21 protein-coding genes and 1 pseudogene are annotated in these 24,515 nt (G+C 62.2%); 16 read left to right on the top strand and 6 right to left on the bottom strand.

From position 1 onward, the window contains the following. Positions 1–60 precede the first annotated feature (60 nt). The 3 genes from uxuA to iolB all read left to right on the top strand — a co-directional run bounded on the left by uxuA (position 61) and on the right by iolB (position 3,484). On the top strand, positions 61–1,119 hold the full coding sequence (gene uxuA, locus BPHYT_RS28515; RefSeq protein WP_012427599.1) for a mannonate dehydratase: 1,059 nt from the start codon (positions 61–63) through the stop codon (positions 1,117–1,119). After that, complete coding sequence (locus BPHYT_RS28510) at positions 1,106–2,584, top strand: mannitol dehydrogenase family protein (protein WP_012427598.1); 1,479 nt, start codon at positions 1,106–1,108, stop codon at positions 2,582–2,584. Before uxuA ends, BPHYT_RS28510 begins: the two co-directional genes overlap by 14 nt. 69 nt (positions 2,585–2,653) lie before the next feature. Next, positions 2,654–3,484, top strand: a complete 831-nt coding sequence (iolB, locus tag BPHYT_RS28505; protein WP_012427597.1) for a 5-deoxy-glucuronate isomerase — start codon at positions 2,654–2,656, stop codon at positions 3,482–3,484. Positions 3,485–3,500: 16 nt separating this feature from the next. On the opposite strand, the gene BPHYT_RS28500 is transcribed toward iolB, so the two are convergent. Next, positions 3,501–4,496, bottom strand: coding sequence for a LysR substrate-binding domain-containing protein (locus BPHYT_RS28500; protein WP_012427596.1), 996 nt, complete (start codon positions 4,494–4,496; stop codon positions 3,501–3,503). A gap of 186 nt (positions 4,497–4,682) precedes the next feature. Between BPHYT_RS28500 and BPHYT_RS28495 the strand changes: the two genes are divergently transcribed. The 10 genes from BPHYT_RS28495 (at position 4,683) to BPHYT_RS39490 (ending at position 17,765) form a co-directional block, all read left to right on the top strand. Further along, complete coding sequence (locus BPHYT_RS28495) at positions 4,683–5,849, top strand: M24 family metallopeptidase (RefSeq protein WP_012427595.1); 1,167 nt, start codon at positions 4,683–4,685, stop codon at positions 5,847–5,849. Positions 5,850–5,938: 89 nt separating this feature from the next. Then, positions 5,939–7,324 (top strand): MFS transporter, encoded by a 1,386-nt coding sequence (locus tag BPHYT_RS28490; protein ID WP_012427594.1) that lies wholly within the window; start codon positions 5,939–5,941, stop codon positions 7,322–7,324. 310 nt (positions 7,325–7,634) lie between these two features. After that, entirely contained in the window at positions 7,635–8,336 is a 702-nt protein-coding gene (locus tag BPHYT_RS28485) for a FadR/GntR family transcriptional regulator (RefSeq protein ID WP_012427593.1), read from the top strand. A gap of 151 nt (positions 8,337–8,487) precedes the next feature. Beyond that, a complete protein-coding gene (lhgO, locus tag BPHYT_RS28480) occupies positions 8,488–9,684 on the top strand; it encodes an L-2-hydroxyglutarate oxidase (RefSeq protein WP_012427592.1) in 1,197 nt (398 codons plus the stop codon). 150 nt (positions 9,685–9,834) lie between these two features. Beyond that, positions 9,835–11,046: a porin gene (locus tag BPHYT_RS28475; protein ID WP_012427591.1), complete on the top strand. Its 1,212-nt coding sequence runs from the start codon at positions 9,835–9,837 to the stop codon at positions 11,044–11,046. A gap of 42 nt (positions 11,047–11,088) precedes the next feature. Then, the gene (locus tag BPHYT_RS28470) at positions 11,089–11,847 is read left to right on the top strand and encodes a ribonuclease activity regulator RraA (protein ID WP_012427590.1); all 759 of its coding nucleotides are present in this window, start codon (positions 11,089–11,091) and stop codon (positions 11,845–11,847) included. Between the two features lie 143 nt (positions 11,848–11,990). Then, complete coding sequence (locus tag BPHYT_RS28465) at positions 11,991–13,328, top strand: MFS transporter (RefSeq protein WP_012427589.1); 1,338 nt, start codon at positions 11,991–11,993, stop codon at positions 13,326–13,328. Between the two features lie 73 nt (positions 13,329–13,401). Continuing rightward, positions 13,402–14,505 (top strand): Ldh family oxidoreductase, encoded by a 1,104-nt coding sequence (locus tag BPHYT_RS28460; protein ID WP_012427588.1) that lies wholly within the window; start codon positions 13,402–13,404, stop codon positions 14,503–14,505. 112 nt (positions 14,506–14,617) lie between these two features. Continuing rightward, positions 14,618–16,219 carry an aldehyde dehydrogenase (NADP(+)) gene (locus tag BPHYT_RS28455; protein WP_012427587.1) on the top strand — a complete coding sequence of 534 codons (1,602 nt, stop codon included), beginning with the start codon at positions 14,618–14,620 and terminating at the stop codon, positions 16,217–16,219. A gap of 13 nt (positions 16,220–16,232) precedes the next feature. Next, on the top strand, positions 16,233–17,765 hold the full coding sequence (locus tag BPHYT_RS39490; RefSeq protein ID WP_012427586.1) for a methyl-accepting chemotaxis protein: 1,533 nt from the start codon (positions 16,233–16,235) through the stop codon (positions 17,763–17,765). 179 nt (positions 17,766–17,944) lie between these two features. Here BPHYT_RS39490 and BPHYT_RS28445 read toward each other — a convergent pair whose 3' ends face one another. Continuing rightward, complete coding sequence (locus BPHYT_RS28445; protein ID WP_012427585.1) at positions 17,945–18,367, bottom strand: hypothetical protein; 423 nt, start codon at positions 18,365–18,367, stop codon at positions 17,945–17,947. 250 nt (positions 18,368–18,617) lie between these two features. On the opposite strand from BPHYT_RS28445, the gene BPHYT_RS28440 reads away from it, so the two are divergent. Together BPHYT_RS28440 and BPHYT_RS37560 are read left to right on the top strand one after the other, a co-directional pair. After that, a complete protein-coding gene (locus tag BPHYT_RS28440) occupies positions 18,618–19,058 on the top strand; it encodes an Hsp20/alpha crystallin family protein (RefSeq protein WP_012427584.1) in 441 nt (146 codons plus the stop codon). A gap of 26 nt (positions 19,059–19,084) precedes the next feature. After that, positions 19,085–19,491 (top strand): annotated as a pseudogene (locus BPHYT_RS37560) (Hsp20/alpha crystallin family protein). Between the two features lie 260 nt (positions 19,492–19,751). Here the strand turns inward: BPHYT_RS37560 and BPHYT_RS28435 are convergent. After that, entirely contained in the window at positions 19,752–20,684 is a 933-nt protein-coding gene (locus tag BPHYT_RS28435; RefSeq protein ID WP_012427582.1) for an MBL fold metallo-hydrolase, read from the bottom strand. 923 nt (positions 20,685–21,607) lie between these two features. After that, positions 21,608–22,045 (bottom strand): response regulator, encoded by a 438-nt coding sequence (locus BPHYT_RS28430; protein WP_012427580.1) that lies wholly within the window; start codon positions 22,043–22,045, stop codon positions 21,608–21,610. Positions 22,046–22,565: 520 nt separating this feature from the next. On the opposite strand from BPHYT_RS28430, the gene BPHYT_RS39245 reads away from it, so the two are divergent. Then, positions 22,566–22,706 carry a hypothetical protein gene (locus BPHYT_RS39245; RefSeq protein ID WP_238535678.1) on the top strand — a complete coding sequence of 47 codons (141 nt, stop codon included), beginning with the start codon at positions 22,566–22,568 and terminating at the stop codon, positions 22,704–22,706. A 54-nt stretch (positions 22,707–22,760) separates the two neighbouring features. On the opposite strand, the gene BPHYT_RS28420 is transcribed toward BPHYT_RS39245, so the two are convergent. Together BPHYT_RS28420 and BPHYT_RS28415 are read right to left on the bottom strand one after the other, a co-directional pair. Then, entirely contained in the window at positions 22,761–23,234 is a 474-nt protein-coding gene (locus tag BPHYT_RS28420) for a ferritin-like domain-containing protein (protein ID WP_012427578.1), read from the bottom strand. A gap of 351 nt (positions 23,235–23,585) precedes the next feature. After that, positions 23,586–24,497, bottom strand: coding sequence for a bestrophin family protein (locus tag BPHYT_RS28415; RefSeq protein ID WP_012427577.1), 912 nt, complete (start codon positions 24,495–24,497; stop codon positions 23,586–23,588). Between the last annotated feature and the right edge of the window lie 18 nt (positions 24,498–24,515).

Raw genomic sequence — 24,515 nt, 5'->3', positions numbered from 1 at the left:
ATTTATCGATGCGCTGTCTACGTCGAAGGCGAGACGAGCATGCGAAGAGGAGGCTAGAACGTGAAAATGACTTTTCGTTGGTACGGCGACACGGACCCCGTGCCGCTCGCCTATATCCGCCAGATTCCGGGCATGGTCGGGGTCGTCTCGGCGATCTATGACGTGCCTGTGGGCGAAGTGTGGCCGATCGACAGGATCCGGTCGCTGAAGGAGAAGATAGAGGCTCACGGCCTGACGCTGGAAGTGATCGAAAGCGTGCCGGTGCACGAGGACATCAAGCTCGGCAAACCGACGCGCGACACGCTCATCGTCAATTACGGCCAGACGCTGCGTAACCTCGGCGCTTGCGGCGTGAAGGTGGTCTGCTACAACTTCATGCCCGTTTTCGACTGGACCCGCACCTCGCTGGAAATGCCCCTGCCCGATGGATCGACGACGCTCGCGTTCGACACGCAAGCGATCCGCGAGCTCGACGTCAGCGAGGGTATCCAGTTGCCCGGCTGGGACGCGAGCTATCGGCCCGAGCAGTTGAAAGCCCTGCTGCGCGACTACGAAGCGCTTGACGAAGCCGGACTCTGGGCCAATCTCGACTACTTCCTGCGCGCGATCATTCCGGTGGCCAAAGAAGCCGGCATCAAGATGGCGATCCACCCCGACGATCCGCCACGGCCGATTTTCGGGTTGCCGCGCATCGTGAAGAATCGTGCGGACCTGCAGCGCGTGCTGGATATCGTCGACGATCCCGCCAACGGCCTGACGCTGTGTTCGGGGTCCTTGGGCGCGGACCTGCAGAACGATATTCCGGCATTGGTGCGGGAGTTCGGTGCACGTGGCCGGATTCATTTTGCCCACCTGCGTAACGTGCAAACCAATGCCGCGGGCGACTTTCATGAAACTTCGCATCGCTCAGCCGATGGCTCACTCGACATGGCGGAAATCGTCAAAGCCTATTTCGAAACCGGCTTTGAAGGCTATGCAAGGCCGGACCATGGGCGAATGATCTGGGGCGAAACAGGCCGCGCCGGCTATGGGCTGTTCGACCGCGCGCTGGGTGCGGTCTACCTGAACGGCATCTGGGAAGGTCTCGCCAAACATCCGGCCGATCATGCGGCTGAGTAATGCCGCCCTGGCTTCGCTCGCGGCGCGCGCTGCCGGCAAAGTCGTCGTTCCCGCCTACGATCGCGCGAGCCTTGCACCTGGCATCGTCCATCTGGGCCTTGGGGCGTTTCATCGTGCGCACCAGGCCCTCTACACCGAGCACGCATTGCGCGCTGGCGATCACCGCTGGGGTATCGTCGGCGTGTCGTTGCGGCGTGCGGACACGTCGGAGGCGCTCACCGCGCAAGATCATCTGTATGCCGTGGATGTGCGCGACGGCACCGCGGATTCGTTACAGGTCATCGGTGCGCTGATCGCTTCGCTCGTCGCGCCGCAATCGCCCGCCGCCGTGCTCGATGCGATGACCGATCCGCGCTGCCATATCGTCAGCCTGACGATCACCGAGAAAGGCTATTGCCGCAATCCGGCCAGCGGCGCATTGCAGTTCGATCATCCCGACATCGCCCATGATTTGCGCGCGGCCGCCGCGCCCCGAAGCGCAATCGGCTTCGTCGTGCGCGCGCTCGCGCTGCGCCGCGCGGCCGGTTTGGGCCCGTTTACCGTGCTGTCATGCGACAACCTGCCGTCCAACGGCGATACGATGCGCGCGTTGACGCTGGCGTTCGCGCGCGAAACGGATCCTGCGCTGGCCGACTGGATCGAGCTAGAGGCCGCGTTTCCCAACACGATGGTGGATCGGATCGTGCCACTCACCACCGACGCCGATCGCCTGCGCGTCGCGAAGCAGCTCGGTGCCGACGATGCGTGGCCGGTGATAACCGAGCCGTTTTCGCAATGGGTGATCGAGGACCGCTTCGCGGGGCCGCGGCCGGCGTGGGAGCGCGCAGGCGCGACGCTCGTGGGTGACGCGCGTCCCTATGAGCAGGCCAAATTGCGCATGTTGAACGGCGCGCATTCGGCGCTCGCGTACCTCGGGTCGCTGATCGGTTATGACACCGTCGATCAGGCGATCGGCGCGCCGGCGGTGCTGAACTTTGTCGAAAGCATGTTGCGCGACGAGGTAGAGCCGACGCTGTCGCGTCCCGCTTTGGCCACCTATCGCGCTGAACTGTTCGCGCGTTTTCGCAACACTGCGTTAGATCACCGCTTGCAGCAGATCGCCACCGACGGCTCGCAGAAACTGCCGCAGCGCTGGCTCGAAAGCGTGCGTGCCAACTTGAAAAGCGGCGCGCCGACCGAACGTCTTGCCTTCGCGCTGGCCGGCTGGATCGCGTACCTCGGCGGTCACGATGAGACGGGGCGCACTTACGCGATCGCGGATCCTCTTGCCGACAGACTGACCGAAGCGGTCCGCGCGACCTTGCACGCGGATGCCGCCGATGCGGTACGAACACTGTTCGAAATCGAGCCGATTTTCGGACGCGATCTGTGCGCGCACCCGCGCTTCGTCGCGCAAGTTGCACGCCATCTGGCGGCGATTCGTGCACAAGGCGTCGTCAAAGCGATGGACGCATTTGCCGTTTGAGGTCATGCACGTGGCTGCAGCGATGGACACGTTCTGCCTAGTAGTATTCCTGAATAATTGGAGGAAGACATGAGCGACCTGCTCGTCAAACCGTCGAAGCATGCTAAAGACGGCCAGATCATCCATATCACGCCGGCGAGCGCCGGCTGGAAATACGTCGGCTTCGATGTTTTCGACCTGGTGCCCGGCGCGACAGTGACTCGGGATACGGGCGATCGCGAAGTCGTGGTCGTGCTCGTCAAGGGGCACGCAACAGTCGGTTGCGAGGGACTTGCGAGCCGCGAGATCGGCACACGGATGTCGCCGTTCGATGGCGCGCCGTGGTCCGTGTACGTGCCGCCGCATACGCGCTACACGATCGTGGCGACGGACGACGTCGAACTCGGAGTTTGCTCCGCGCCCGCGAAGGGCGGTCTGCCGCCGCGCTTCATTGCACCTGACGAGGTCAAGCAGGAAACCCGCGGCGCTGGTGCCAACCTGCGTCACGTACGGCACATCCTGCCGGAAACCGAGCCGGCCGAGAGCTTGCTGGTGGTGGAGTCGGTGACACCCGCGGGCAACTGGTCGAGCTATCCGCCGCACCGGCACGATACGGACGATGGCGAGCAGCAGACCTATCTCGAGGAAACCTATTACCATCGCGTCTCGCCGCCGCAGGGCTTCGCGATTCAGCGCGTCTATACCGACGACCGCAGTCTCGACGAAACGCTTGCGGCGTACGACAAACACGTCGTGCTGGTGCCGCGCGGCTATCACCCGGTTGCCGCCGCGCACGGCTATGACCTCTACTACCTGAATGTGATGGCCGGTCCGCGTCGCACCTGGCACGTACACAACGAGCCGGCGCATGAATGGTTACTGCAGTCCGGCGCAAGCGTCGCGGCGGACGGCGCGCGCTGAGCCCCGTCGCGGTAAGTCAGTCGCTTTCGGCGTCGGGGCCCTGGGTATCGAATCCGGCGGCCTCGCGCAGCGCTTGCAGCATCGCCCGCGCACCCGGCGAGAGCCTGTCGCCGCGCCGTGTCACGATGCCCGCTGGTCCGAGCTTCAGATCGAGTTCGAACGGTAGCGGTTCGAGCGCGCCGGCAATGCAATACGGCCGCACCGGCTCGCGCGCCAGCGGCGCAATCATATCGCTCATCTGCAGAAGGCTCGTGATGACAGGCAGCGACGAGCTCTCGACCACATCCGTCGGCAACGCGAGATGCCGTTCGAGAAAAAGTTGCGTGAACTGATTGCGCATCACGTTGCCTTTCGGCGGCAAGATCCACGTTTGCGGCGCCAGTTCGTCCCAGCTCAGAGTCTTGCGCTTGACGAGCGGGTGGCCAGCGCGAGCGAACAGCGCGTGCTGCGCTTCCGCTAGTGGGGCGTAATGCAGTGCCGCCAGATCGTCCGGATTGCGGATTCGTGCGACGATCATATCCAGCTTGCCCTCCTGCAGACGCTGCACCAGCACCTCGCTGAACTCCATCTCGATGTTGACGCGAATCTGCGGGAAGCGCTTCTTGAGCAGCGCCACGGCTTGCGGCACGAGATTGGTGGCCGCTGTGACCTCGGTGCCGATCATTGCCTGCCCGGTCAGGCCGGCTTTGAGCGCGGACACTTCGTCGTACGCATGCCGCAACTCCGCCAGCACGCTGCGCGCATGGCGGATCAGCACCTCGCCGTACCAGGTGGGCTCGACACCACGCGGATGCCGTTCGAACAATGGCACACCCATCGTCTCTTCCAGTTCCCGCAGCAACTTGGTCGCCCCGGGCTGCGTCATGTGCGCGGCGTCCGCCGCGCGCAACACCGAGCGATGGGTGTCGAGCTGAACGATAAGGGCCAATTGGCGCGTCTTCAGACGCGTGGGGTCGAAGTGGCCCGTCGCGATGTTCCCCGCGCCGGTGTCGGGATGAATTGCCGAGGTCACGATGTCGTCTCCGTGTATTCCATATCGATATAGGTTTTGCGTTATTTTTCATTATAAAAGCATATCGATCGATTCTACTATGCAGCACACGCCCTGCATTCCAAGGCGGGCGGTTTCCCATCATGGGCATCGAGAACGGCTGCATCCAGCATGCGCGTAGGCAGCCGCACAGGAGACGAAGAAGCAATGAACATCCGTACCGCAGATATCCCGCCGGAAGGCATCACTACCGACGAGTTCCTCGGCCGCGTCGCCAAGGTCCGCAGCGCACTCGACAAGGCGGGCCTGGTCGGCCTGCTCGCCTTCAGCGATTGCTGGCGTGGCGCGAACATCGGCTACTTCACCGAGTTCCGTCCGCTCGACGGCGTATCGGACATTGCCAACGCGATTCTGCTGCTGCCGGTAGACGGCGACCCCGTGCTGTTCGTGTCGGATCAATGCTTCGACTACGCGACGAGCGTGACCGCCTTCGAGGTGCGTAGCCTGCGAGAAGTCACGCAACAGGTGCAGGCGTTTTCGGCGCGGCACCGCAGCGGCACGGTCGGCCTTGCCGGCGCCGCCTATATCCCCGCGGACCTGCTGCAGCGCCTGAACGCCGGCCTCGGCGAACTGAAGCTCGAACCGACGATGGTGCTGGCCGAAATCAAGGCGATCAAGAGTGACGCCGAGGTCGCGCTGATGCGCAAAGCCGCCGCCCTGACCGATTCGGCAATGGCCGCGATTCGCGACGCGCTCGCCGACGGCCGTCCTTACACCGAGCGTGAGCTCGCTCTGATCGCTGACCGCGCGATGCTCGCGGGAGGAGCGGAGCGGACCGGGTTCGATTCGATGGTGCAATCCGGTCCGCGCTCGGCGTATAACCTGGCGCGTCCCACCGACCGGATCCTGCAACCGGGCGACCTCATCATGACCGACATCGGTGCGCGTTATCGTGGGTACGTTGCCGATGGCGGACGCGGTTTCACCTACGGTCCGGCGAATTCCGAGAAGATGGCGATCGTCGCGGCAGCGGCGCGCGCGGTCGAAGCGGGGTTGGCCGCCGCGCGTCCCGGCATGGCGGCCATGGAACTGAACGCGGTGATCCAGCAGGCGCTGGTGAAATCGAACTACGAGCAATACTCGAGCGAAGCGCGCGGCCATGGCACCGGTCACGGCACCGGCATGGACCCGGAAGAAGAAGCGCCGTGGATCGGGCCGGGCAACAAGACCGTGCTGCAGGAAAACATGGTCTTCACCTTGAAGGCGACGATCACGGTGCCGAACGTCGGCGGTTTGCGCACGGAACGTATCGTGCGGTTGACCTCGGGAGGCGTCGAAACGCTCGACCAGTTCCCGATGGAACTGCACTGGTGAATGGAGCGAATTCAACGTAACGTGCCGTCGAATTCGCGCCGCCGACACGCAGCAGTTCAAGACATAAATTCCCAGAGAAGGGAGGAGACATGAATACATCGCCTGTTTCATCCGGCAACGCGCCGGTTATCAGCCGGTCGGCCGTCAACCGTGTGCTGGCCGCTTCGGTGGTCGGGACCGCCATCGAGTGGTACGACTTTTTTCTCTACGCCACCGCTTCGGCGCTGGTCTTCGCCAAGCTGTTCTTCCCCTCGTTCGATCCGGTGGTCGGCACCATCGCGGCGTTCGGCAGCTTTGCGGTCGGCTATGTCGCACGGCCTTTCGGCGCCGTGTTTTTCGGGCACTTTGGCGATCGTATCGGACGTAAGGCGACGCTCGTCGCGACGCTGACGATCATGGGCGTCAGCACCTTCGTGATCGGCCTGCTGCCGACTTATGCCTCGATCGGCGTCTGGGCGCCGATCCTGCTGGTGGCGATGCGCTTCATGCAAGGGCTCGGCGTCGGTGGCGAATGGGGCGGCGCGGTGCTGATGGTGGTCGAAACGGCGCCGGCCAGGAAGCGAGGCTTTTTCGGCGCGTTCCCGCAACTGGGCGTGCCGCTCGGGCTGATGCTCTCGACGGCGGTGTTCAAAGCCGTGTCGAGTATGCCGTCGGACGCGTTCTATTCCTGGGGATGGCGCCTGCCGTTCCTGTTGAGCGTCGCGCTGATCGCGATCGGCCTGTTCATCCGCCTGCGTGTCATGGAGTCGCCGGTATTCGAACAGATCAAGGCAAGCAAGCAGGTCGTGAAGGCGCCGCTGGTTGAATTGCTGCGCCGGCATCCGAAAGACCTCGTGCTGACGATCGGCACGCGCTTCGCGGTCGACATTACCTTCAACGTGATCAACGTGTTCGTGCTGGTCTACGGAACGACGCGGCTCGGCTTGTCGCGTGGGCTGCTGCTGAACGCGATCATCGTGGGCTGCGCGTTTGCGCTGATCACGCTGCCGCTGTTCGGCAAACTGTCGGACGTGATCGGACGCCGGACCGTGTTCATGCTCGGCGCGGTGTTCGTCGCGATCTATGGATTCGCGTTCTTTCCGTTGCTCGAGACACGCAATCCGACCTTGATTTTCGTGGCGTACGTCTGCGGTATCGCGTTGAGCCAGGCGTCGGTGTACGGCGTGCAATCGACGTGGTTCGCGGAACTGTTCGGTACGCGGGTGCGCTATACGGGGGCGTCGCTGCCGTATCAGATCGCCGGCATCATCACGTCGGGGCCGACGCCATTGATCGCCACCTATCTGTTCGCGACCTACGGCCAGACGCTGCCCATTTCGATCTATATCGCGGCGACGGGGTTGCTGAGCCTGGTGTGCGCGTTTTTCCTCGCCGAGACGTTCAGGCGGGACCTGTCCGCGGAGCCGGAAGATGAGGCGGCCGCAGCGCCGGGCGCGCGTGCGTCCGCGCATTCGCCGCATCCTCTGACGCGCTGAGCGCATGTTGATCTGGCTGCCATGCCGTGCATGACCTGGCTGTTTGCAGCGCGTGAGCGGCGGCCGTCGAGCCGCTCACGCCGGTTTAAATGGACGCGTCGTTTGCCAAGTCAGCCGTGGAACAGAGACTGGGGCGCCGGTTAGGGGCGGCGGCTCGGCCGGTCCAGCGGGGTGCGCACAGTCTGCGCCTGCGGCGCAGCGCTGAAGAGCATGTTATGCGTGGTTCGCAAGCGGGGAATCAGGCCATCGGTTGACACTGCATGAGTAATTCGCTATTGTCTGACAACCTGATCAAAACGAGATGCTGTTGATGCTTGAGCTTGAACGTCCCGATTCGCTTGTGCAGCGTGTGGTGAGCGCACTTCGCGCGGAAATCGATGCTGGTCATTTTCCTGCCGAGTCGCGCCTGCCAACGGAGCAGCAACTGTCGGAACGGCTCAACGTGAGCCGCTCAGTCGTGCGCGAGGCAATCGCGCAACTGAAGTCGGACGGCGTACTGGTTGCCCGGCGCGGCGCAGGGTCGTTCATTTCGCAGACGCCGTCGGGTACGGTTTTCCGGCTGCCGGGCGGTGGCAACCATAAGCTGGATCTCGCGCAGCTGTTCGAAATGCGTCTGTGGATCGAAACCCAGGCGGCGATGACCGCGGCGCGCCGACGTACCCCGGAAGATCTGAAGCGTATGAGCGATGCGATCCGCGAGATGGAAAAGAAACGCCTTGATTTCGACGCGGCTTCCGCGGCCGATGTCGCGTTTCACCGGGCTATCGCCGCAGCCACCAAGAACGACTATTTCGTCTCGTTCCACGATTTTTTGCGCGGCCAACTGGTTGCGGTGCGTCGCGCGCAGTGGGCCAACACGGCGAGCCACGCGGGCGACTTCGCCCGCCAGGAGCACGGCGAGCTCTACGAGGCTATCGAGCGCGGCGATCATCGCGGCGCCGCCGAATCGGCTGAGCGGCATCTGCGCGCCGCGGCCAAACGCCAGAAGATCGAGCTACCCCCAAACGATTGACGTAGCGGGCAGGTGGCACGGACCGTCGCGGTTTCGCGCTCACACCCGTGAAGCGACCTCTCTTTTTTGGCCAGTTAGTCTGACAACCTGATAAGCGGACGAGAAAGCATTTAGCCAGTTGAATCCGCAAGAAGAAGTGAAGAAGAAAACCATGACTTACGATTTTTGCATCATCGGTGGCGGCATTGTCGGTCTCGCCACGGCGATGGAGTTATTGCAACGGGAACCGACGGCTTCACTGCTGCTGCTCGAAAAAGAGACCACGCTCGCCAAGCATCAAACCGGGCACAACAGCGGCGTGATCCACGCGGGTATCTACTACCAGCCGGGCAGTCTGAAGGCAGAGTTGTGCAAGCGCGGCGCCGAGGCCACCAAGCAGTTTTGCACGGAGCATGCGATTCCGTTCGACGTGTGCGGCAAGCTGCTGGTCGCGTCAAATCCGCTCGAACTGTCGCGCATGGAAGCGCTGTATGCGCGCTCGCAACAGAACGGTTTGCGCGTCGAGCGGCTCGACGCCGCCGAGTTGCAGCGCCGCGAGCCGAATATTGTCGGTCTGGGCGGCCTGTTCCTCGATGCGACCGGGATCGTCGATTACCGTCAGGTATGCGAAGCGATGGCGCGCGTCATCGAGAAAGCAGGCGGAGAAATTCGCCTCGGCACGCAGGTCACGTCGATTGCCGAGGTCGGCGATTACGTCACCGTCGGCGCTTCGGACGAACAGCAATGGCGGGCAAAGAAGCTGGTGGTCTGCGGCGGCCTGCAATCGGACCGCCTAGCCAGGCTGGCGGGCGTGAAAATCGATCACCAGATCGTGCCGTTTCGCGGCGAGTACTACCGCTTGCCGGCCTCGAAGAACGACGTGGTGCGCCATCTGATCTACCCGATTCCCGACCCGGATCTGCCGTTTCTCGGCGTGCATCTGACGCGGATGATCGACGGTAGCGTGACAGTCGGACCGAATGCGGTGCTCGGGTTCGGCCGCGAAAACTATCCGAAGTTTTCCGTGAATCTGCGCGACGTCGCCGAATACGCCGCTTTCCCCGGTTTCTGGAAAACCATCTGGCGCAACCTGGGCTCCGGCATGGGCGAGATGAAGAACTCGCTGTTCAAGCGCGGTTATCTCGAGCAGTGCCGCAAATACTGCCCGTCGCTGACCGTCGACGATCTGCTGCCTTATGAAGCCGGCATTCGCGCGCAAGCCGTGATGCGCGACGGCACGCTGGTGCACGACTTTCTGTTCGCCGACACGCCACGGATGGTGCACGTGTGCAACGCGCCTTCGCCGGCCGCGACCTCCGCCATGCCGATCGGCTCGATGATCGCCGATCGCATTCTGAAGGCCGCATAACCGACTGGCATTCATCGGCACGCTCCTTGAGCAACACCGTTTCCGCCGACGAGCACGGTCATCGTCTCGTTGGATTTTCTGTTGTGTCCGCCGTGCATCGGCATAGCGCAACGCTTCTCTGCATTGAAAAAAGTGACTGGAGACCTCGCAGTGCATAAGTCCCTCGCAACCTCCTCGAAACCTCTCGCCGCACACGTGGCATTCGCATTCGCCGCGCTTGCCGCTGCGGGAGCGCCGGCAGCAGTTCACGCGCAAAGCAGCGTGACGCTATACGGCATCATCGACGAGGGCATCAACTACACGAGCAACGTACAAACGGGCCCGGGCCAGGGCCACAGCCAGTACAACCTGTCGAGCGGCATTCTGAGCGGCAGCCGTTGGGGCCTGCGTGGCAATGAAGATCTGGGCGGCGGCATCAAGGCGATCTTCGTGCTCGAAAGTGGTTTCGACGTGAACAGCGGCAAGATGGGTCAAGGTTCGCTGCTGTTCGGCCGCCAGGCGTATGTAGGGGTCTCGAGCCCGTACGGCACGGTCACGCTCGGCCGTCAGTACGATCCGGTGGTCGACTACATCCATCCGCTGATGCCGAGCGCGATGTTCTCGGGCAGCATCGGCGCGCATCCGGGCGACCTCGATAACCTCAACAACACCAATCGCGTGAACAACGCGGTCAAGTACCGCACGGCCAGCTATGGAGGCTTGACCGCGGAAGGCATGTATAGCTTCGGTGGCGTGCCGGGCAGCATGGCCGGCAACCAGATCTACTCGCTCGGCGCCGGTTACGCTCGCGGGCCGCTCACGGTCGGCGTCGGCTACCTGAATGCGCGCAATCCGAATGCCTCTTTCTTCGGTACGGCAGTCGGCGCGACGGCGGCCACCAACAACTTCGGCAGCTCGCCGGTGATCAACGGCTATGCCTCGGCGCACAGCGAAGAGATCATCAGCGCCGGCGCCACCTACGTGATCGGCGCGGCGACTCTCGGCGGGATCTATTCGAACACGAAATTCAAGCATCTGAGCGGCGCGGTGTCACCGCTCAATCCGGCCGGCGTAGGCGGCACTGCGAGCTTCAACAGCGCTGAAGTCAACTTGCAGTATCAGTTGACGCCGGCGCTCTCGTTCGGCGCAGCCTACAACTACACCGACGGCGGCGATGCGAATCACGCGAAATATCAACAGGGCTCGCTGAGTGCCGACTACATCGTCTCCAAGCGCACCGATTTCTATCTGATCGGCGTTTTGCAGCACGCGTCGGGCACCGATTCGACCGGGCGCGCAGCGCGTGCCTCGCTCAATGGTCTGACGCCTGCGTCGGGTAACCAGCAGGCGACGGTCCGTTTCGCGATCCGCCACAAGTTCTGATGCCCGGCCGACCACCACTTCACCGAAACCAGGAGTAAATCTGTGACCTCAGCGACCGCAGCAACTGTCCCGAGCCCGCTCACTGAAGAGAACCGCGCCCGCTTGCGCAACGTCAGCACAGCCACCCTGACCACTGCACTTTTCAAGCGGGGCCTTCACAACGTTTGCGTGCAGGGCGTGCAGCCGGTCAACCCGGCGGCCGCGCGCATGGTTGGCGAAGCCTATACGCTGCGCTATATTCCGGCCCGCGAGGACCTCGATCACATCGGCGTGTTCTCGGACCGCGGCCATCCGCAACGCCGCGGCGTAGAAGAGATTCCACCAGGTCACGTGATGGTGGTCGACTCGCGCAAGGACGCGCGCGCTGCCTCGGCAGGCGGCATTCTGATCACGCGGATGATGATGCGCGGCGTGGCCGGCGTCGTCACCGACGGCGGCTTTCGCGATACACCAGATCTGCGCAAGCTCGACTTTCCATGCTATCAGGCGCGGCCGTCGGCGCCGACCAACCTGATTCATCACCATGCGGTCGATCTGAACGTGCCGGTCGCGTGTGGCGACGTGGCGGTGTATCCGGGCGACATCATCGTCGGCGATGCGGAAGCAGTGGTGGTGATTCCGGCGCATCTGGCCAACGAGATCGCTGAAGAGGCCGCGGCGATGACGGTATTCGAAGACTGGGTCGACGCCCAGGTGCGTGATGGCCGCTCGACCTTCGGACTGTACCCGCCGGACGAGTCGACGCGCGCCGACTTCGAACTATGGAAAAAGAGCCCCTCTGCAAACGGGGCTGGACTATAAGCAGCAAAACGGTTACCTGCGCCGCGCAATGATGCAATCGCGCGAGCGCGGGTGGCCGCCCCAACAAATGATTCCGTGCGGCGAGGCCGCACGGAACCACCCGCATCAGAATTTACGACGGACCGCGCAAAAGGCGGTCCGGCATGGAGACGACAGTGACCGACCGAAGCATTGAAGACCCACTTTTTACGCGCATTGCGTGGCGGCTCGTGCCGCTGCTGATTGCGATTTTCCTGGTCGCGTATATTGACCGCGCCAATATCGGCTTCGCCAAGCTGCAGATGCTCAGCAGCCTGAAGATGAGCGAGGCGTCGTACGGCTTTGCATCGTCGCTGTTCTTCATCGGCTATCTGGTGTGCGAGGTGCCCAGCAATCTGCTCATGCATCGCTTTGGCGCGCGCCGCTGGATCTCGCGGATCATGTTCACGTGGGGCGTCGCGACGCTGCTGCTCGCGTGGACGCCTTCGGCATTGGCCTTCCAGATCCTGCGCTTCCTGCTCGGCGCCGCGGAAGCCGGCCTTTATCCAGGGATCATCCTCTATCTCGGCATGTGGTTTCCTGAACGGCAGCGCACCGGCATCATCGGTTTGCTGACGCTCGGCAGCAGCATGGGCAACATGCTCGGCTCGCTGATCGGCGGCTTCTCGCTGGAACTGCACGGCGTAGCCGGCCTCGCCGGCTGGCAGTGGGTCTTCCTGACCACCGGCGCGCCTGCCGTGCTGCTTACCTTCGTTACGCTGTACTGCCTGCCGGATGGCCCGTCGTCCGCCAGCTTTCTGACGGCCCGCGAGAAAGATGTCGTCGAAAACCGGCTGCGCGCGGATCCACCCGCCGCCCGCCTTGCCGGCGGCAGTGGCTGGTCGTTGGCTGCGCTTGTCACGGTGGCGCTCTTTAGCACTGGGTACGGCACCATCTCCATCGCGATCTACGGCATCGCCTACTGGCTGCCGACCCTGGTCAAAGGCTTCGGCGTGACGAGCAGCGTCAACGGCATGCTCAACATGATTCCCTGGTTCATCACATCGCTGATGCTGCTGTGGTTGCCGCGCCGTCTGAAAACGCCGCGCCGCGTGCTGATCGCCGCATTCTGCGCAGCGTTGCTCGGCATTTTGTGCTTCGTCGCCAGCGTGGGGCCGTTCAGCAACGCGGTGCGCTTCGCAGCGCTCTCGCTCGGGGCACCGTGTCTGTATCTGATGATCCCATGCTTCTGGGCATTGCCGCCGCGCTTGCTGCCGGCCTCGTTCATGAAGGGCGCGGGCGGCGCTGCGGCGCTCGCGGTGATCGCGGCGGGCTCCAGCGTCGGCGGTTTCCTTGCACAAAACATCATGCCTTGGGTCGGCAAGGTAACGGGCAGCACGTCCGCGCCGATGCTCGTGCCCGCCGTCAGCCTGCTGTTGCTCGGCACCGGCGCACTGGTCGTCTGGTTGCGGCTTGATCTCGCGGGTCGTGGTGGACCGGAGTCCATGTCCACCGCGCAATAAGTTTTAACGCTTAGCTTAACGCGACGCGTCGGCCATTTTTCTCAATTCAATTTTTTCGTTTAGCAGGTCAGTCATGGCAGACACTATGCCCCGCGTCGGGGCCGCAATTGCACGGCAGCAAATCGAGGTCATTCTTGAAGCTTGGGGCATGTCGCCCGGGCAGGTCGCGGCTTCGGCCGACATCCTGATCGATTCCGATCTGAAGGGCATCGACTCGCACGGCATCTCGATGCTGATGTTCTACGACCAGTTGTATCGCGCCGGTCAGATCGACATGAAGGCGAGCGCGCGCATTGTACGCGAGACCGCGACCACCGCGCTGATCGACGGCAATGCGGCGATGGGACACCCCACGTCGCGCATGGCGATGGAACTGGCCATCGAGAAAGCGCTGGCGTGCGATATGGGCGCTGTCTCCGTGTTCAACTCGCAACATTTCGGCGCGGCCGGCTACTACGCGGAAATGGCGGCCGAACGCGGACTGATCGCGCTGGTGTCGTGCTCGACCCGGCTGGCGACGGTGGTGCCCACTTTCGGTGCTGAACCGATGCTCGGCACCAACCCGTTCGCCTTCGCCACACCGGCGGGCAGGCACCCGCCCGTGATTCTCGACATGTCGACCAGCGTGGTCGCGTCGAATAAGGTCAAGGTGTACGCGTTGCAGGGCAAGCCGTTGCCGCCGGGCTGGGCGCTCGACGCGAACGGCAACCCGCTGACCGATTCGGCCGAAGCCTATCGGCTGCTGTTCGAGCGCCTCGGCGGCGGCCTCGCGCCGTTGGGCGGTGACGGCAAGACTCTCGGCGGTCACAAGGGCTACGGCCTCGGTTTGTTCGCGCAGATTCTCGGCAGCACGCTGGGCGGCGGTTCGTTCTCGCCCGTGCGTAACCGCACGCAAAAGAGCGATGAGCCGGACAACATCGGCCATTTCTTCCTTGCGATGAATCCCGCGGCGTTCCGTCCCATCGAGGAATACCACGCAGACCTCGACGCGGTCATCGATGCGCTTCGCGAAAGCCAGCCCGCCGACCCGGCGCAGCCCGTATTGATCCCAGGTGATCCTGAGCGTCTTACGCGTGCCGCGCGCAGCGCGGAGGGCATTCCGATGCCCGATTCGTTGCGCGAGAAGATCCGCGAAGTTGCAAAGGCCGCGGGCGCGCCTTTCCTGCTGGCTGTTTGAGTTTGAGCCCAAAGCGCCGGCCGAGCCTTGCGACCCGGACCATAGCGGCGCCCGCAGCGCAAAGCTCTGCGAGCGCTGCTCACCACGACAATTACAACGAGCACAATACCAAGTGACAGCAACCATTTTCGGCCACAACTACATTGGCGGCCAGCGCAGCGCGTGTGGCGATATCTCGCTGCACAGCCTCTCGGCATCGACCAGCGAAGTGTATCCGGTGGCTTTTTCCCAGGCGACCGATGCTGAAGTCGACGCGGCCGTGGAGGCCGCGGCGGCAGCATTTCCACTCTATCGGGCGCTGCCCTCAAGCGTACGCGCCGATTTCCTCGAGGCAATTGCAGCGGAGATCGATGCTCTCGGTGACGATTTCATCGCCGACGTGATGCGCGAAACCGCGTTGCCGAATGCGCGTATCGCCGGCGAGCGGGCGCGCACCAGCAACCAGATGCGACTCTTCGCGAAGGTCTTGCGCCGGGGTGATTTCTACGGTGCGCGCATCGATCGGGCGTTGCCTGAGCGGCAACCATTGCCGCGTCCGGATCTGCGGCAATACCGGATCGGCGTCGGCCCGGTCGCGGTGTTCGGCGCGAGCAATTTTCCGTTGGCGTTCTCCGTTGCCGGCGGCGATACTGCGTCCGCGCTGGCAGCCGGCTGCCCGGTTGTGGTCAAGGCGCACTCCGGCCATCTGGTGACGTCGGAGCGCATGGCGGATGCGATCGAGCGCGCGATTCGACGCACAGGCATGCCGGCAGGGACCTTCAACATGATCTATGGCGAGCGCGTCGGTGCGCGCCTCGTGCAGGCGCCTGGCATTCAGGCGGTTGGCTTCACCGGTTCACTGAGCGGCGGCCGGGCGCTATGCGATCTTGCGGCAGCGCGTGAACAACCGATTCCGGTGTTCGCGGAGATGTCGAGCGTGAATCCGGTCTTCGTGCTGGAGGGCGCCTTGCAGGAGCGCGGCGCGGCGCTGGCCAACGAGCTCGCGGCCTCGGTCGCAACGGGTTGCGGCCAGCTGTGCACCAGCCCCGGCCTCGTGCTCGGCGTGCGTTCGCCGCGCTTCGGCGCATTCATCGACAGCCTCGGCAAGGCGATCGAGCGGCAGCCGCCGCAGACCATGTTGAATACGGGCATCTTCGCCAACTTCCGGGCAGGCCTCGAACGAGCGTCGAATCACGCAGGCATCGCCTTAAGCGCAGCCGCGCAAGGTGAAACCGAGCAAGCCGCCGCACAGCTGTTCGTCGCCGATGCCGCGTTGCTGTTCGATCCGGGCCGGCCGCTCGAAGAAGAAATCTTCGGACCGGCCACGGTCGTGGTCGAACTCGATAGCGCGGAACACCTGTTGCGTTTCGCGTCCGCGATGCGCGGCCAGTTGACGGCCACGCTGCTCGCGTCGCACGGCGATCTGCGGTCGCACCGCAAGCTGATCGAACGGCTCGAGGAAAAGGCCGGCCGTCTGCTTGTGAACGGGTATCCGACCGGCGTCGAAGTGTCGGACGCGATTGTCCATGGTGGCCCGTGGCCCGCCACCTCCGATGCGCGGGGCACCTCGGTCGGCACGCTCGCGATCGACCGCTTCCTGCGGCCCGTGTGCTACCAGAACTATCCGGACGAGCTGCTACCCGACGCGCTGAAGAATGCCAATCCGCTCAATTTGATGAGGCTCGTCGATGGAGAGATGACCCAGCGTTCTCTTGATTGTGCACCTGGTCGCTAAGGACGTTCGTGTGATGTCAAAACTGTCGATACGCGCGCGTCTAGGCGCCGCGATACTTTTCCTATGTGTGCTGCTGACGGCGATCGGCGCGCTTGGCGTAACGGGTATGGCGCGCAGCAACGACGCCAACCGCGAGACCTACACGAACCGGCTCGCGAGCACGCGTCTGATCGGCGACGCGGAACTCGCGATCAGCCGCGAGCGCACGACCGTCGACCGGATCGCTTTCGATCCGGCCGCCCCTACGGTCGAGAAAGACATTGCCACTTATCGCATGCTCAAAGGGCAGGGTATGGATGCGTGGGCGCAGTATCTGGCCTTGCCTGCCACGTCGGATGAAAACCGTCTTTCCGCCTCGGTCAGCGCCAGGCGAAGCCAGGTACAAAACCAGCTGGATGCTTTTGCGGATTCGGTCAAAGGCATGGACAACGCGGCGGTCAAAGTCGCGTTGAAGAAAATCGCGCTGGCCAATACCGACTATGTCACGGTGAGCGCGGATCTCAAGCAGTTTCAACGCGATCAGGCAAAAGCACAATACGATGCCTCGGAAGCGGGTTTCGAACGCTTTCGTGCAATGACAATCGCTTCCATCGTATTTGGGCTGCTCGCCGGGGTCTTCACCTTCGTGTCGCTGCGCCGTGCGATCGGCCGTCCGCTCGCTGAGGCGCTGGAACACTTCCACCGGATCGCAACAGGCGATCTGTCGCAGCGGATCGAATCGCGTTCGCACGATGAGATGGGCATGCTGCTGCACGGTCTTTCGCAAATGCGCGACGGCCTCGTTAGCACCGTCACAACGGTACGTCACGCAAGCGAGGCCATCGCCACAGCGGCCCAGCAGATCACCTCAGGTAATCTCCATCTGTCCGCACGTACGGAACAGCAGGCTGCGTCGTTACAGGAAACTGCTGCCAGCATGGAAGAGCTGACCGGCACGGTGAGGCACAACGCCGAGAATGCACGTCAGGCGCAGGCTCTCGCTGCCAATGCGGCCAACATGGCCGATCATGGCAACTCCGTGGTGGGCGACGTGGTGACGACGATGAAAGAAATCGATCAAAGCTCGAGCCGTATCGGCGACATCATCGCGATTATCGATGCCATCGCGTTTCAGACCAATATTCTGGCGCTCAATGCAGCGGTCGAAGCTGCGCGCGCCGGAGAACAGGGACGCGGTTTCGCGGTAGTGGCGGCCGAGGTGCGCATGCTGGCGCAGCGCTCGTCGGCTGCCGCGAAAGAGATCAAGGAACTGATCGAGACGTCGAGCGGAAAAGTGCAGGTGGGCGGCACGTTGGTCAACGAGGCGGGCGGCCGCATGCAGGCGATCCTCACCGGCGTGCGACGCGTGGCGGACATTATGGACGAGATATCGGCCGCTTCGTCAGAGCAAAGCACGGGTATCGAGCAAGTCACTCGGGCCGTCGCGGAAATGGACTCGGTCACGCAGCACAACGCCGCGTTGGTCGAAGAGGCTGCAGCAGCGGCCCAATCGCTCGAGCAACAGGCGCGAATGTTGAAAGAGACGGTGGCCGTGTTCAGGATTTAGGCCCCGGGCCGGCTGACTTCCTGACGCTCTGCGCATAAGAGAATGCCTGCCATCGAGTCCGAAACAGAAGGTCGCGAGTGACCGATGTGCTCCCCCGCGGACTGAGCGCCGGGCAGGCTTCGCCAAGAGTCGGAAGGACCGCCTTTGCTGCCTCTCTCAACGTGGTTGCACACGTGCGGCTAGTCGATTCGCTCGCGCTCGCCTGGGTGCGGCGTCTCACGCTCGATAGGCGGCAACCCGGCAATTTTTTCCGCCAGCATTCTTTCGTAGACGCCAAAATGCAGATCGACTTCCTCCTGCGTAACCACCGTCACGAAGATGCGCACCTGCCCGGGCAGCAACCCGAGCACGACAGCGATCGCCGCTTCGAGTTGCGGCACGCACAGCCGGTCGTCCGCGAAGGTCGTGCCGACCGAAAGTTCGTAAGCTTTTTCTTCACGCACCGCCACGTCCACGAGGCGGGCGCGGGCACTCATATTGTTTTCGATGGCAAGGCGCATGACGTCTATCGCCGTGCGCATGCGCTCGGTCGGAAAACCTCTCGACGAACGCAGACGCACGCGATGCCTGCCGAGCGTCAACCAGTCTGAATCGAAGTCCATGACTACCCTCCAGCGGAACAGTTCTGCGCGGAGAGTAGGGTCCGGGATCGTATTTTCAAGAGGCAAAAAAATTCTTCACGGCACCCTTGAAATCCGCGCGGCAACGTCTATTTTTCATTTCGCTCAGGCAGCCGCGCGAACCGAGCGTCGCGCGCTGCGTGTTTCGATTTGTTTGCCCGCAGTGGGGCAGACGGACTGGAGCGCGTAGGCCCGTCCGTCTCCTCCGCCGCATTTTTCCGAGGAAACGACCATGAGTGATCTCTACTTCACGACCGACCTGTTCAGCCAGTTCGATCGTCTGCATCAGCAGATGGCGGCGCTGTTCGGCGGCAACCCTTCAAGTATCCGGACCGATCGCCTGTCGGCCTTCCCGCAGGTCAACGTCGGCACGACCGATGACACCATCGAGATCGTCGCCTTCGCGCCGGGTATCGACCCGAAGCAACTGGAAGTATCCATCGACAAGGGGCTGCTTACCATTGCCGGCGAGCGGCCCTCGGCGGCGCGCGCGGACGGCGAGGCAACGCGTCTATATGCGCGGGAACGGTTCAGCGGGCAGTTCCGCCGGGTGATCGAGCTTCCCCAGCATGCCGATCCCGACCGCGTGGAGGCGCGCTATCTCAACGGCTGTCTGAGCATCAGTGTCGGCAAGCGCGAGTCCTCGAAACCTCGTGCGATTACCGTTCAGTAACAGAGACCCACGTACAGGAGCTGATCATGAGCGATACCACCCAACTTACGCGCCCTGATGCGAGAACGGCAAGCACCGCAGAGGCAAGCCGCGCGGAAAAACGTTTGACGTTGAATCCGGCCGTCGATGTCATCGAGGACGTACATGGCGTGACGTTATGGGCCGATTTGCCTGGCGTGGAGCGGGATAAACTAGAGATCAGGGTCAGGACGGCAATCTGCGTATCGAGGCGTCCGCTAATGTGCCGACCCCGGAAGCGCTACGGCTACAGCACGCGGAAGTTAGAGTGCCGGATTTTGCACGTTCATTTACTCTTGGGCCGGAGTTCGATACGTCGAAGATCGAAGCGAATCTCAAAGACGGTGTATTGAAGCTGATCATTCCACGCCGTGAAGAGGCCCGGCCGCGACGCATTGAGGTTGCCGTAGGTTAGGCGCCCGGCAGGCCGGAAATTCGCAGCGCGTGGAGACCGGTTCTGATTGTCGGCTTCGATATGGGGAGAATCAATGCTGCGAACAGAACGGTTCCGTCTGGGTGCAAGCAAGTCCCTCGAAGATATCGAAGCAAGCCTGCTTGCCGCCAAGCCCGAGTGATCGGTTGCAAAGAAACGCCGCGAGTCTTGTGAACTCGCGGCGTTTTCTTTGACCATCGTCAGTGCGATCTATACGACGATAGTTGATAGTCGATCGTCCATCAGTAGTCCCACTGAACCGGCACGAAACGGAAGCTTTCGCCGTTCTTTGCAATGTGACCAATAGACGGGAACGCGACATGCGCTGCGGCCAGTAGAGCGCCGGTTTCGGCGGCTTCGTTGAGCAGCGCGATACGCACATCCGCAGCGATCTCAGGCTCGTGTTCGAAGCCGTTTTGCCAGCGGGGATTGTCGAAGTTGACTTCGAAAATCGCGTCGCCTACGAACGTCAGCTTCTCGCCCTTTGACGCGACGTCCACGACGCAGTGTCCCGGCGTGTGTCCACCCGTCACGCGGGCCGATACGCCCGCTGCGACTTCCACGGTCTGATCGAATCGCACGATGTTTTCGCCATAGAGTTCCACGAATTTTGCGGCAGCCTTGCGAAGTGCGGGAGGAACTGTTTCCGGCATCACAGTCTTGCTGAAGTCGGGATTTTTCCAGAACTCCACTTCCGCAGCCGACACGTGAATGCGCACGTCCGGACGCAGCCTGGCCTTGACGCCGTCAACGTTCAGCCCGCCGACGTGATCCATGTGCATATGCGTAATGACGATGTCGGTGATCGCAGCCAGATCGATACCAGCCGATTCCAGTCGCATCACCGACCGGCCGGCGCGCGCGAAGTACTCGAAACCGTCACCCACGCCCGAGTCGATAAGAATCAGGCGTTCGCCGCTGCGCACAAGCGCGACATTCAGCGCCCAGTCGAACATGTCGCGTTGCAGGAAACGCCCATCGAACCATGCGTTGCGGTCCGCTTCGCTCACATTAGTGGACATGGTAGAGGTCGGCAGCGGCAGAACGCCATCGCTGATCAATACGACATCGACGTCCCCCACGCGTACGGCGTAGCGGGAAGGCACGAGTTCGCCAGAACCTTCTTTGCCAAGATTGGCGGTGACAGGCTGCACGTTACGGGTTGTTTCGCTCATGGCAATAGTCCTCTTAATCGGTGGGGTAAGCAGCACTGGGCGGTGCGGTTCACGAACGCGAGCGCGAATTTCGCGTGCTTCGTGTCGCTTGCGTTTCGACTCGGCTGTGAGAGTGATTCTAGCCAGCGGGGGTGAACGCCAGTAGCGCCGTGAGTGTGCTTAGCGTGTTGTTCGAACGACAACAATCGACGAGTGTGAGGAGAGGGTGCCGTGAATGTCAGCAAGGCCTCGACAGCATTGAGCGATGTGCGCCAACGCCGCTCGGAGTCCTTCGCGCGGACACCGACGCAATTCATGATTTGAATGCAGACGTTTGCCGATCTGGAGTGGACGTTGGCGTCAGATTGCAAATCTGACGCGTATCCTTTGTATGCGGTGTGTTGAGATATCTCAGGCCGCCCTGGGTCAATCTACGACCATCGCAATGACAGTTAGCTTCCGCCCGAAGCAGGGTTCGTCGCCGACGCTGGCGTGGCAACGCTGGGCTTCTTGTGCATCGGCTTCTTGTGCATTGCTGTTCCCGATGTCCCCATGCTGTTTGTTCCGGACGCACCCGAAACCGTATCCGTTGAACCGTTTGCGTTGGGCTTACTCATGCCGGTTCCGCCTTGGCCCCCGGCAGCGCCTCCGCCCGCGCCCTGTGCATAGGCACCTCCGGAGAGAGCTACAAAGAGAGCCGAAATAAGAATGCCTTTTATAACTTTCATGAGAGTCCCCTCAAAGATATTGCGATTGCTAGGTCGGAACGTGCGTCCGCGTCTGAATCAGCGCAATTCCCATGCCTTCGCATCGCCGTGCCTGAATGTCGTGCCTCCGAATTCATGCGCAACACTGCTTGGTAAGTGGGCGCGCACGGCATTAGCAGGGCGCTCAATGTTGGTAAACAGATGGCTTGTTTGTAGACCCGTCGAGTTATCGCAGCTTCAGACGATCAATTTTGACGTCACGGGTTGCCAGCGCGAGGCCGCCCGGTCGGTTGGAATGTGTCGAGCCGTTTTTAACCGGTCGCGCGCCAGTAATAGCAAGCCTACCGTCAACTCGAGATCGTCCAGGTCGACAGGCTTCCGCCGGAATTGGGCCCAAACGGGCTGTATCTGGACAGGTAAGAGTTCTGCGGAAAGCAGGACCACGGGGATCTGGGCAAGCGCCGGATAGGATTTGAGGCGTTGACATAGCTCGACACCATTCATCCGGGGCATATTCCAGTCAGTAACGATCAGATCAGGTATCTGTCGCGCCGCCGTCAGCAAGGCGGCCTGTCCATTTCCCGTCAGCAATACGCGGTATCCGCGCCACTCAAGCGCGAACTGGAACAATTCCAGAAGCCCGGGTTCGTCGTCGACGACAAGAATAGTTGGCATGGCGCGCTAAGTGGTTGCTTGACATTACCGCGCAACGACCGTGCCGCGAACAGATTCTTGCGAGTGGGGCTCAGCACAGGAATGGGTTTGAATGAATTGCCGTGTTGATCCGCCGTTGGTCGACGGCGACCCGTTTGCGGCAGCGCGATGCTCGGCGACATGAATCGTCCGCAGATACGGCATTTTCTGTGCCGCCGGGCTCTCGCGGCAGAGAGTGGCCGTCGGGAACAGTCGTTGCGCGCAAAGGTTCTCAGCCTGGGCCGCTACGCGAGAATCGGATCATCCCGTCGACGCGACATCAAAAAACTGGGCATCGAGCGAGGGCAGCGTGGCACGTCGATGCTGCCCTCGCGTTAAATCAATCAGGGAGGCAATCATGAGAGCAACAAGTAAAGCGGCAGTCTGTTCGGCAATTCTTTTCGCTGTCTGCGGCACCGCGGTCGCACAGGGCGCAGGCGGGGCTGGAGCCGGTGGCGGCGGTGGTGGAGGCGGCGGCACTGCCGGCCAAGGTGGCACCGGCATGAGCACGCCTAACGCCGGCGGTACGACCGGCACGAGTTCCTCGTCGAAAGGCACGACGAAAAAATCGCCCACCCGCATGCCGCAGAACGACCCGCACGCCAAGGGCGCATCGGACACGGCCGCGTCAGGCGCGCAGTGAGTTGTCAGGGACGCAGCCCGGTGGGCCACGCAAAGCGGCCTTAAATCCGCTTGATCAGGACTGGCCTGCCGGGCGTTCGGCCGATGTGGACATTTCTCCGGGGCGGCGCAGCATCTTGTCGACTTCGCCTGCGTGCATTTCTTCCACATGAATCATCTGCCGGGCAAACTCCTCGAGCGCAACGGAGCGGTCCTCGACCCGCGCAAGCAGTTCGCGATAAAGCGCCAACGCGAGGTTCTCCGCTTGCAGCGATTCGCGCAGGATCGACGCGATATCGAAGGTGTGCGAGTCGAGGAGGGGACCGATCGCAAGCGACGGATAGGCGCCGAGTGTGGTGATCCACTCTCCGACCTGCTGTGCGTGCAACAGCGATTCGTCGGCCTGCTCACGCAGCCACGACTGGATTGGAATGCGTCCGAATCCGAAAACAAGAAACGAGTAGTGGGTATATCGGACGACGCCGGCCAACTCGGATTCGAGAATCCGGTTCAGCACCGCAACGACGTCTTCCTTGTCTATCTCTGCCATCGGAATCTCCTTTTATGGCATCGCAGCAGACACGTTCCGCGATTCGCCGCCTTTTCCGCTTCAGATCGTCCGACGGATACTGATTAAATGTAGTCGCCGCAGGCGATCTTGCAAAGCGTTAGTTCGAAACGCACGCGTTTGCGTCGTCCGGCGGCGAGGGGACGTACGTTCCATGCAGAACCTGGCGAACGCGGAGTGCGGAACCCTGAACGTGGAGCGGGTCACATCAGGTCGGCACCTGTCCCGGCGCACCGTCAAGAATACGGCGCTTGTCGACGATGTCAGGAATCTTGCGGTCGCCCGAGCGCGATTTGCCTCTAGCCGATGAACGGTTGCACGACAATGCCTTGCTCAAGTCAGGTGATAAAGGCGAATCGGAGCGACCGCTTCCGGCAGCGGTCGCCCACACAGTTCGAGAATGGAGCGTTCGATATTGCGCGACATGGCATCGAGGGCAAGCGCGTTGGGCGCTGTGGTAAAGGGTTCCGCCACTTCACTAGCGATCGCTTCGAGCGCGAGCAGCGTGTAGGAAATGAAAACACACAGCAGAGGCGTAAAGAATTCGGTCGAATCGACCAGTCCGAACGGCAACATGACGCAGTAGGCATAGACTGTTCGGTGCAGCAGAACACTATAGGAAAAGGGGATTGGCGTGGAGGCGATGCGCTCGCATCCTCCAACGGCTGCACCTAGTTCGTTGATCTGTGCATCCAGCATCCAGAGCTTTGTCTCACCTACTTGTGGGTGTCGTTCCGTTTGCGCGAGTTCCCGGCGAATGTCGTTGAGAAGTGCCGTGGGTTTGTACTGTTTCGCGCGTAACAACTCGGCCTGATCTCGTCCGAGTAAGCGCACGAGATCCGGCATCGGATCCGTGTTCCGTAGTTGATGTTTAAGGGCATAGATGAAGGCAATCGTCGTTTGGGCGAGTTGAAACTTGTTCGCTTGCTCCGGAACGTAGCAGAGTACCTGTGACGTCAGCGCTCGCGTAGAGATGAGCAGGCTGCCCCATAAATGACGTGCCTCGTTGAAACGCCCATAGCTCGCGTTGTTGCGGAATGCCAGAAAGATAGCGAGGGCAAGGCCGAACAATGTGAAGGGGGCGGTATTGAGCGGAATTTTTTCCCCAAAAATTCTCCCCTGTGTAAAGACCGCCAGGGTGCTGACGGCCGCCATGAAGAGAAGCTGCGGGATGATCGATTGAAGAACAGAACCGTTCCACACAAACAGCAGGCGGAACCAGTTTTCACTTGGCCTTACGATCATGATGTGCTCTTGTTATGG

Origin of the sequence: Paraburkholderia phytofirmans PsJN, from assembly GCF_000020125.1 — a bacterium.
In the GTDB taxonomy this organism is placed as follows: domain Bacteria; phylum Pseudomonadota; class Gammaproteobacteria; order Burkholderiales; family Burkholderiaceae; genus Paraburkholderia; species Paraburkholderia phytofirmans.
The sequence above is the reverse complement of the archived record's forward strand: the minus strand, read 5'-3'. Positions and strand labels throughout refer to the sequence as shown.